An 8,402-nucleotide genomic window follows, 5' to 3' on the forward strand; every position below is an offset into this window, starting at 1 on the left:
AGGCTGGGCGTCCGATTTGTCCGCGGACGCCGGTGGGAGTGACGTTACGATGGTGAACAGCCCCGATCCCGCGGCTTCCCTGCTGGAAGTGCGCGGGATCAGCAAGAGTTTCGGCGCGGTGCGTGCGTTGCAGGAGGTCGACTTCACGCTCCGCGCCGGCGAGATTCATGCGCTGCTCGGCGAGAACGGCGCCGGCAAATCGACGCTGATCAAGGTCGTCACCGGCGTGTTCGCGCGCGACGCCGGCATCGTCCGCCTCGGGGGCGAAGAGGTCGCGCCGCGTTCGGCCAAGGCGGCGGTTCAGGCCGGCATTGCGACGGTCTACCAGGAGGTCAATCTGCTGCCGAACCTGTCGGTGGCGCAGAACCTGTTTCTCGACCGCCAGCCGATGCGCTTCGGCATCGTGCGCGAGGGCGAAATGCGCCGCCGCGCCAAAACCGTGCTTGCCGAATTCGGCCTCGACATCGACGTATCAGCGCCGCTCGGCAATTATTCGGTGGCGATCCAGCACGTCACCGCGATCGCGCGCGCCGTCGATCTCTCGGCGCGCGTGCTGATCCTCGACGAGCCGACCGCGAGCCTCGACCGTCACGAGGTCGAGATTCTCTTCGGCATCATGCGCCAGCTCGCCGGGCGCGGCATCGGCATCGTCTTCGTCAGCCATTTCCTCGACCAGGTCTACGAGATCTCCGACCGCATCACGGTGCTCCGCAACGGGCGCCTGGTCGGCGAGCGCGAGACGGCGTCGCTGCCGCGGCTCGAACTGATCCGGATGATGCTCGGCCGCGAGCTTGCGGAGACCACCAGCGCCCGTGCGGCCACGCGCGAACATCAGGCGCGCGAGGTCTGTGCAAGCTTCGAGAACTACGGCAAGGCCGGCTATGTCGCGCCGTTCAATCTCGAACTGCGCCATGGCGAGGTCGTGGGCCTCGCCGGCCTGCTCGGTTCGGGCCGGACCGAGACGGCGCGGCTGGTGTTCGGCGCCGAGCGCGCCGATCGCGGGCAGGCCAAGGTCGAGGGCGCGGCCGTGCGGCTTCAGTCGCCGCGCGACGGCGTGCGCCACGGTTTTGGCTATTGCCCGGAGGAACGCAAGACCGACGGCATCGTCGCCGAGCTCACGGTGCGCGAGAACATCGTGCTGGCGCTCCAGGCCAAGCGCGGCCTGCACCGGCCGCTGTCGCGCCGCGAGCAGGACGAGATCGCAGCCCGTTACGTCAAGATGCTCGACATCCGCCCGCCCGACCCGGAGCGGCCGGTGGGCCTGTTGTCCGGCGGCAATCAGCAGAAGGTGGTGCTGGCGCGCTGGCTCGCGACCTCGCCGCGGCTCCTGGTGCTGGACGAGCCGACCCGCGGCATCGACGTCGGCGCACATGCCGAGATCATCCGCCTGATCCGCGAGCTCTGCGACGACGGGCTGGTGCTGCTCGTGATCTCCTCCGAACTCGACGAGATCGTGACCTATTCGGACCGTGTCGTGGTGCTGCGCGATCGCGCCCATGTCGACGAGCTCACGGGCGAGGCGATCGACGTCACCAACATTCTCGCGGCCATCGCCGCCGATGGTGCCGCCGCGCACGAGGCCCGGCCATGACAGCGCTGCTGCCGCGCCGCGGCCTTGCCCAGATCCTGGCGCTGATCGTTATCCTGGCGGTCGACCGCGTGGTGTCGCCGCAATTCTTCGATCTGCGGCTCCAGGACGGCCGGCTGTTCGGCAGCCTGATCGACGTGCTCAACCGCGGCACGCCGGTGGCGCTGCTCTCGCTCGGCATGGTGCTGGTGATCGCGACGCGCGGCATCGATCTCTCGGTCGGCGCGGTCATGGCGATCTCCGGCGCCATCGCGGCGAGCCTTGCCGATAGCCACGGCCTGTCGGTCGTGCTGGCGGCCGCCCTCGGCGCGGGCCTCGTGTGCGGCCTGTGGAACGGCTTTCTGGTCAGCGTGCTCGGCATGCAGCCGATCGTGGCGACGCTGATTCTGATGGTGGCGGGGCGCGGCATCGCCCAGCTCATCACCGAGGGGCGCATCGTGACCTTCAGCTCGCCCGATCTGATCTGGCTCGGCAATGGCTCCATTCTCGGCCTGCCGGTGCCGGTCGCGATCGCGCTCGGCATGTTGATTCTCACCGGCGCGGTGGTGCGTGGTTCGGCGCTCGGGCTGCTGATCGAGGCGACCGGCGGCAATGCGCGGGCGAGCGAGCTCGCCGGCGTCGGCACCCGCGCCATGATTCTGGCGGTCTATGTCTGGTGCGGCGTCTGCGCTGCGCTCGCCGGCGTGATCGCGGCGGCCGACATCATGGGCGCGGACGCCAACAATGCCGGCCTCTGGCTCGAGCTCGACGCCATCCTTGCGGTGGTGATCGGCGGCACCTCGCTGTTCGGCGGGCGTTTCAGCCTCGTGCTCGCCGTGCTCGGCGCGCTCATCATCCAGACCATGAACACGGGCATTCTGCTGTCGGGCTATCCGCCGGAATTCAACCTGCTGGTCAAGGCGGTGGTGGTGCTCGCGGTTCTGCTGCTGCAATCGCCGAAATTGTCGGGGTTCTCCGGGATCATGGCGCGACTGCGGAGGACGAAACCATGAAAGGCCTGCCGCCCGTCCTCATCACGGCGATCGTGCTCGTTGCCGGCTTCGCGCTCTGCGCGGTGCAGTTCCCCAACATCGCCTCCACCCGCGTGGTCGGCAATCTCCTCACCGACAACGCCTTCCTCGGCATCGTCGCGACCGGAATGACCTTCGTCATCATCTCCGGCGGCATCGATCTCTCGGTTGGYTCGGTGATCGGCTTCACCACGGTGTTCGTTGCGCTGGCGATCGAGCGCTGGGGCGTGCCGCCGCTGGTCGCCTTCGCCGCCATCCTCGTGCTGTCGGCCGGCTTCGGCGCGGCGATGGGCGCGGTCATTCATGTCTTCGATCTGCCGCCTTTCATCGTGACGCTGGCCGGCATGTTCCTGGCGCGCGGGGCGAGCTTCCTGCTCTCGACGGAATCGGTGCCGATCACCGCGCCGGTGTATTCGACCGTGTCGGACTTCGCATTGCGACTGCCCGGCGGCGGGCGGCTGACGGCCATTGCGATCATCATGCTCGTCATCGTGATCGGCGGCGCCTTGCTGCTGAACCTCACGCGGTTCGGCGCCAATGTCTATGCGCTCGGCGGCAGCCGCGCGACCGCGAGCCTGATGGGCGTGGCCGTCGGCAAGATGACGGTGAAGATCTACATGCTGTCGAGCCTGCTCGCGGGCATCGCCGGCATCGTCTTTTCCTTCTACACCAGCGCCGGCTACTCGCTCTCCGCCGTCGGCGTCGAGCTCGACACCATCGCCGCCGTCGTCATCGGCGGCACGCTGCTGACGGGCGGGCAGGGCTCGGTGGTCGGCACCTTCCTCGGCGTCCTGATCCAGGGCCTGATCCAGACCTACATCAATTTCGACGGGACATTGTCGAGCTGGTGGACCAAGATCGCGACCGGCGTGCTATTGTTCGCCTTCATCGCGTTGCAGCAGGCGCTGGTCGCGCTCGCGCGCCGGCCGGTCGCGAAGAGTGCAGGAGCCGCCTCATGACGTCGCGTATCGTCGTCATCCCGACGCGGCGGGCCCATTCCAACCACGCGGAAGTGGCCCGTTCGATCGGCGTCGACATCATCGCGGGCCGCTACGCGGAAGGCACACGGCTGCCGGGCGATGCCGAGATGATCGCGATGTTCGGCGTATCCCGGCCGGTGTTGCGGGAGAGCGTGAAGACGCTGGTGGCCAAGGGGCTCCTCACCACCAAGGCCCGGGTCGGCACCGTCGTGCGCGAACGCGGTGCCTGGAACATGTTCGACGCCGACGTGCTGGCCTGGCATCTCGATGCCGGCATCGACAAGCGCTTCCTCAACGACCTCGCCGAAATTCGCCTCGCGGTCGAGCCGCGCGCGGCGATGCTCGCGGCCGCGCGCCGGTCGGAGGAGGACCTCGCCGAGCTGCGGCGCAGCATGGAGCGCATGCGGCGCGAAGCCTCCGATTCCGTCAGCTTTGCCGACGCGGACCTCGCGCTTCACGTCGGCGTGGCGCGCGCGTCCGGCAATCTGTTCATGCGCTCGATCGGCCATGTGATCGAAGCGGCCCTGCGCGCGTCGTTTCTGCTCAGCGCACCGGTCGAGCCGGACGACCGCGACACCGTGCTGCTCTGGCACCAGAAGATCGTCGACGCGATTGCGGCGGGTGACGCCGACACGGCGTCCGAGGCCATGGTCTATGTCATTCACAACGGCATGCGCCGCCATGAAGGCACGGTGATCGAGACCGCGCCGGCCGATGCGCTGCCATCGTCGGAAGCTGGAGAGAGATCGTGACGGAACTTCGCATCGCCATCGTCGGCTTCGGCAAGATCGCACGCGACCAGCATGTCGGCGCGATCGCCGCGACACCGGGCGCGACGCTTGTTGCGGTTGCGAGCCGCAACGCCTCGCTGCCGGGCCTGCCGCATTTTGCGACCATCGAGGAATTGCTGGAAAAAGGGCCGCCGATCGATGCGGTTTCGCTGTGCACGCCACCGCAGGTGCGGCGCGCGCAGGCCATGGCGGCGCTCGCCGCCGGCAAGCATGTGATGCTGGAGAAGCCGCCCGGCACCGGTGTTGCCGAGCTCGATCCGCTGATTGCGATGGCCGCGCAAGCAAAGCGGTCGCTGTTTGCGACCTGGCACTCGCGCCATGCGCCGGCGGTCGAACCGGCGCGCGAATGGCTCGCGCCGCGCCGTATCGCGTCCGTGGACATCAGCTGGAAGGAGGATGTCCGCGTCTGGCACCCCGGACAGAGCTGGATCTGGGAACCCGGCGGGCTCGGGGTGTTCGATCCCGGCATCAATGCGCTTTCGATCCTGACCCACATCCTGCCGCGGCCGGTGTTCGTCACCTCGGCCGAGCTGTCGTTCCCCGCCAATCGCCAGGCGCCGATTGCGGCGAACCTGACACTGGCCGATGCGACCGGACTGCCGATCTCGGCTGAATTCGATTTCCGCCAGACCGGCCCGCAGAGCTGGGATATCGTCGCGGACACCGACTGGGGGCGGATGAATTTATCCGGCGGCGGCGTGCGCATGGCCGTCGATGGCAATGTCGTTGCCGAGGGCCCGGAGACGGAGTATCGCGGACTCTACCGGCGCTTCGTCGAGCTCGCCGCGACCGGGGCGAGCGACGTCGACCTTGCGCCGCTTCGTCTCGTCGCCGATGCCTTCCTGCTCGGCAAGCGCAGCATCGTCGAACCGTTCGTGGACTGATCATGGCTGGCTCAAGGAAAATAGAAAAAGACGTCTTTGGAACGCTGCCGGACGGACGCGCCGTGGAACGCATCGTGCTGCGCGGGGAGGGCGGGTTCGAGGCCCGCATCATCACCCATGGCGCGGTGCTTCAGGCGCTGACCGCACCGGACGCCAAGGGAAACTACGACGACGTCGTGCTCGGCCATGACGCTTTCGCCGGCTATCTCGCCGAACGCAAGTTTCTGGGCGCCACCGTGGGCCGCTACGCCAACCGCATCGCCAAGGGGCAGTTCTCGCTCGATGGCGAGAGCGTGCAGCTTCCCGTCAACAACGGCCCGAATGCGTTGCACGGCGGCCTCGACGGTTTTGATCGCAAGCTCTGGGGCATTGCGGCGATCGACGAGGGCGCCGAGCCTGCGGTGACGCTGACCTACACGAGCCCGCACGGCGAGGAGAACTATCCGGGCAAGCTCGATGTGCAGCTGACCTACCGCGTCACGGGTCCGGCCGAGCTGTCCCTCATTATGGAGGCCAGAACGGACCGGCCGACCATCGTCAACCTGACCAACCACAGCTTCTTCAATCTGGAAGGCGCGACGTCAGGCACACCCATCCTCGATCATCGGCTGATGGTCGCCGCCGAGCAGTTTCTCGCGATCGACCCGACCGCCATCCCGCTGCCCGAGCCGCCGCGCGCGGTGGCCGGCACGCCGTTCGACTTCCGCGACGCCCGCCCCGTCGGCGAGCGCATCCGCGAGAGCGACCAGCAGCTCCGCAACGGCAGGGGCTACGACCACACCTACTGCCTCGCGCGCGACGGCAAGCTGGCCCTCGCGGCACGGCTCGAGGCACCGCGTTCGGGACGGATCATGGAGCTTCTCACCAATCAGCCCGGCCTTCAGGTCTATTCCGGCAACTATCTCGACGGCACGATGTCGGGCAAGGGCGGCAAGCTCATCCGGCAATCGGACGCCATGTGCCTGGAGCCGCACATTTGGCCTGACGCGCCGAACCGGCCGGATTTCCCGAGCCCGCGCCTCGATCCCGGCCAAGTCTATCGCCATCACACGGCCTATCGCTTTGCGGTGAGGACGCCATGATGGAAGAGGTGCCGACGTCTGTTTTATCTGCCGAACCGTGTCATCTCGGCGAAGGTCCGACCTATGATGTGACCACCGATACGGCGTGGTGGTTCGATATCCGCGAGGGGCGGCTGTTCGAGGCGAACCTTGGCAGCGGCAGCATCCGCGTCCAGGCGCTCGGCCGGATGGCGAGCGCGCTCGGGCGCATCGATGCGGAGCGCCAGTTGGTCGTGGCCGAGGATGGCCTCTACATCCGCAAGCTCGCCGACGGCGCGATGACGTTGTTCCTTCCGCTTGAGGCGGACAATCCCGCGACGCGCTCCAATGATTGCCGCGTGCACCAGTCCGGGACGTTCTGGATCGGCACCATGGGCAAGAAGGCCGAGCCGAAGGCAGGGGCGATCTACGCGCTCCACCGCGGCAAGATCTCGACGCTGTTTCCCGGCATCAGCATTCCCAACTCGATCTGCTTCTCGCCGGATGGCGCGACCGGCTACTTCACCGACACCCCGCGCGCGGTGCTCTACGCCGTCCCGCTCAATCCTGCGACCGGATTGCCGCGCGGCGAGCCGGAAGTGCTGCTACGCCACACCGGCATCGGCGGCCTTGACGGCTCGGTGTGCGACGCCGACGGGCAGATCTGGAATGCGTGCTGGGGCGCGAGCCGCGTCGATGTCTACTCTCCGCAAGGCGAGCGGCTGCGCTCGCTCAGCGTGCCGGCCAAGCAGGCGAGCTGCCCGGCCTTCGTCGGCCCCGATCTGTCGCGCCTTCTGGTGACCTCTGCCTGGCAGGACATGGACGATGCGGCGCGCGCCGCCGATCCGCAGGCCGGCTGCACCTTTCTGTTGGAGGTCTCCGCGCGCGGTCGCGCGGAGCCGGACGTCAAGCTTGCATAGGAGACGAAAGGCAGCCCACATCGCGTTCTCGACGACACGAAAAACAGTCTGACACTTAAAGGGAGTGAAACATGCTGAAACTGAAGACGACATTCCTCGCGCTCGCCCTGACCGGCGCTGCCGCGTTGGTCGCGGGCGTTCCCGCCTCCGCCCAGGACAAGGCGACCGTCGGCATCGCCATGCCGACAAAATCCTCGGCGCGCTGGATCGACGACGGCAACAACATGGTCAAGGTGCTGAAGGAGCGCGGCTACAACACCGACCTGCAATATGCCGAGGATGACATTCCGAACCAGCTCTCGCAGGTCGAGAACATGGTGACCAAGGGCGCGAAGGCGCTGGTGATCGCCGCGATCGACGGCACCACGCTCTCCGACGTGCTGAAGCAGGCCAAGGCCAAGGGCATCACCGTGATCGCCTATGACCGCCTGATCCGCGGCACGCCGAACGTCGATTATTACGCGACCTTCGACAATTTCCAGGTCGGCGTGCTCCAGGCTGACTCGATCGTGCAGGGGCTCGGCCTGAAGGAGGGCAAGGGTCCGTTCAACATCGAGCTGTTCGGCGGCTCGCCCGACGACAACAATGCCTACTTCTTCTACAACGGCGCGATGAGCGTGCTGAAGCCGTACATCGACAGCGGCAAGCTCGTCGTCGCTTCCGGCCAGATGGGCATGGACAAGGTCGCGACCTTGCGCTGGGACGGCGCCACTGCGCAGGCCCGCATGGACAATCTGCTCAGCGCCTATTACGGCAACAAGAAGGTCCACGCCGTGCTGTCGCCCTATGACGGCCTCTCGATCGGCATCATCTCGTCCTTGAAGGGCGTCGGCTATGGCAGCGCCGACCAGCCGATGCCTGTCATCAGCGGCCAGGACGCCGAGGTGCCGTCGATCAAGGCGATGCTGCGCGGCGATCAGTATTCGACCATCTTCAAGGACACCCGCGATCTCGCCAAGGTGACCGCCGACATGGTCGATGCCGCGCTCGCCGGCAAGCAGGTGACGGTCAACGACACCAAGACCTACGAGAATGGCGCCAAGACCGTGCCGTCTTATTTGCTCAAGCCGGTCGTGGTCTACAAGGACAATTGGGAGAAGATTCTGGTCGACAGCGGCTACTACAAGAAGTCGCAGTTCCAGTAGGACTCTCCTTCTCCCTCTCCCCGCTTGCGGGGAGAGGGTCGGGG

8 protein-coding genes are annotated in these 8,402 nt (G+C 67.0%); all 8 read left to right on the forward strand.

Annotated features, from left to right (window positions below):
* Nucleotides 1–49 precede the first annotated feature (49 nt).
* The 8 genes from ACXJMY_RS26490 to chvE all read left to right on the forward strand — a co-directional run bounded on the left by ACXJMY_RS26490 (nt 50) and on the right by chvE (nt 8,358).
* Nucleotides 50–1,591: a sugar ABC transporter ATP-binding protein gene (locus tag ACXJMY_RS26490; RefSeq protein ID WP_456622288.1), complete on the forward strand. Its 1,542-nt coding sequence runs from the start codon at nt 50–52 to the stop codon at nt 1,589–1,591.
* The gene (locus tag ACXJMY_RS26495; protein ID WP_456622289.1) at nt 1,588–2,580 is read left to right on the forward strand and encodes an ABC transporter permease; all 993 of its coding nucleotides are present in this window, start codon (nt 1,588–1,590) and stop codon (nt 2,578–2,580) included. The genes ACXJMY_RS26490 and ACXJMY_RS26495 overlap by 4 nt, the downstream gene beginning before the upstream one ends.
* Complete coding sequence (gene yjfF, locus ACXJMY_RS26500; protein ID WP_456622290.1) at nt 2,577–3,557, forward strand: galactofuranose ABC transporter, permease protein YjfF; 981 nt, start codon at nt 2,577–2,579, stop codon at nt 3,555–3,557. The genes ACXJMY_RS26495 and yjfF overlap by 4 nt, the downstream gene beginning before the upstream one ends.
* Nucleotides 3,554–4,330 carry a FadR/GntR family transcriptional regulator gene (locus tag ACXJMY_RS26505; protein WP_456622291.1) on the forward strand — a complete coding sequence of 259 codons (777 nt, stop codon included), beginning with the start codon at nt 3,554–3,556 and terminating at the stop codon, nt 4,328–4,330. Before yjfF ends, ACXJMY_RS26505 begins: the two co-directional genes overlap by 4 nt.
* Nucleotides 4,327–5,253, forward strand: a complete 927-nt coding sequence (locus ACXJMY_RS26510; RefSeq protein WP_456622292.1) for a Gfo/Idh/MocA family protein — start codon at nt 4,327–4,329, stop codon at nt 5,251–5,253. The genes ACXJMY_RS26505 and ACXJMY_RS26510 overlap by 4 nt, the downstream gene beginning before the upstream one ends.
* Before the next feature lie 2 nt (nt 5,254–5,255).
* On the forward strand, nt 5,256–6,335 hold the full coding sequence (locus tag ACXJMY_RS26515) for an aldose epimerase family protein (protein ID WP_456622293.1): 1,080 nt from the start codon (nt 5,256–5,258) through the stop codon (nt 6,333–6,335).
* Nucleotides 6,335–7,213, forward strand: a complete 879-nt coding sequence (locus tag ACXJMY_RS26520; RefSeq protein ID WP_456622298.1) for an SMP-30/gluconolactonase/LRE family protein — start codon at nt 6,335–6,337, stop codon at nt 7,211–7,213. The genes ACXJMY_RS26515 and ACXJMY_RS26520 overlap by 1 nt, the downstream gene beginning before the upstream one ends.
* 71 nt (nt 7,214–7,284) lie before the next feature.
* Complete coding sequence (gene chvE, locus ACXJMY_RS26525; RefSeq protein ID WP_456622294.1) at nt 7,285–8,358, forward strand: multiple monosaccharide ABC transporter substrate-binding protein; 1,074 nt, start codon at nt 7,285–7,287, stop codon at nt 8,356–8,358.
* The last annotated feature ends 44 nt before the right edge of the window (nt 8,359–8,402 follow it).

This window comes from Bradyrhizobium sp. P5_C12 (assembly GCF_054049735.1).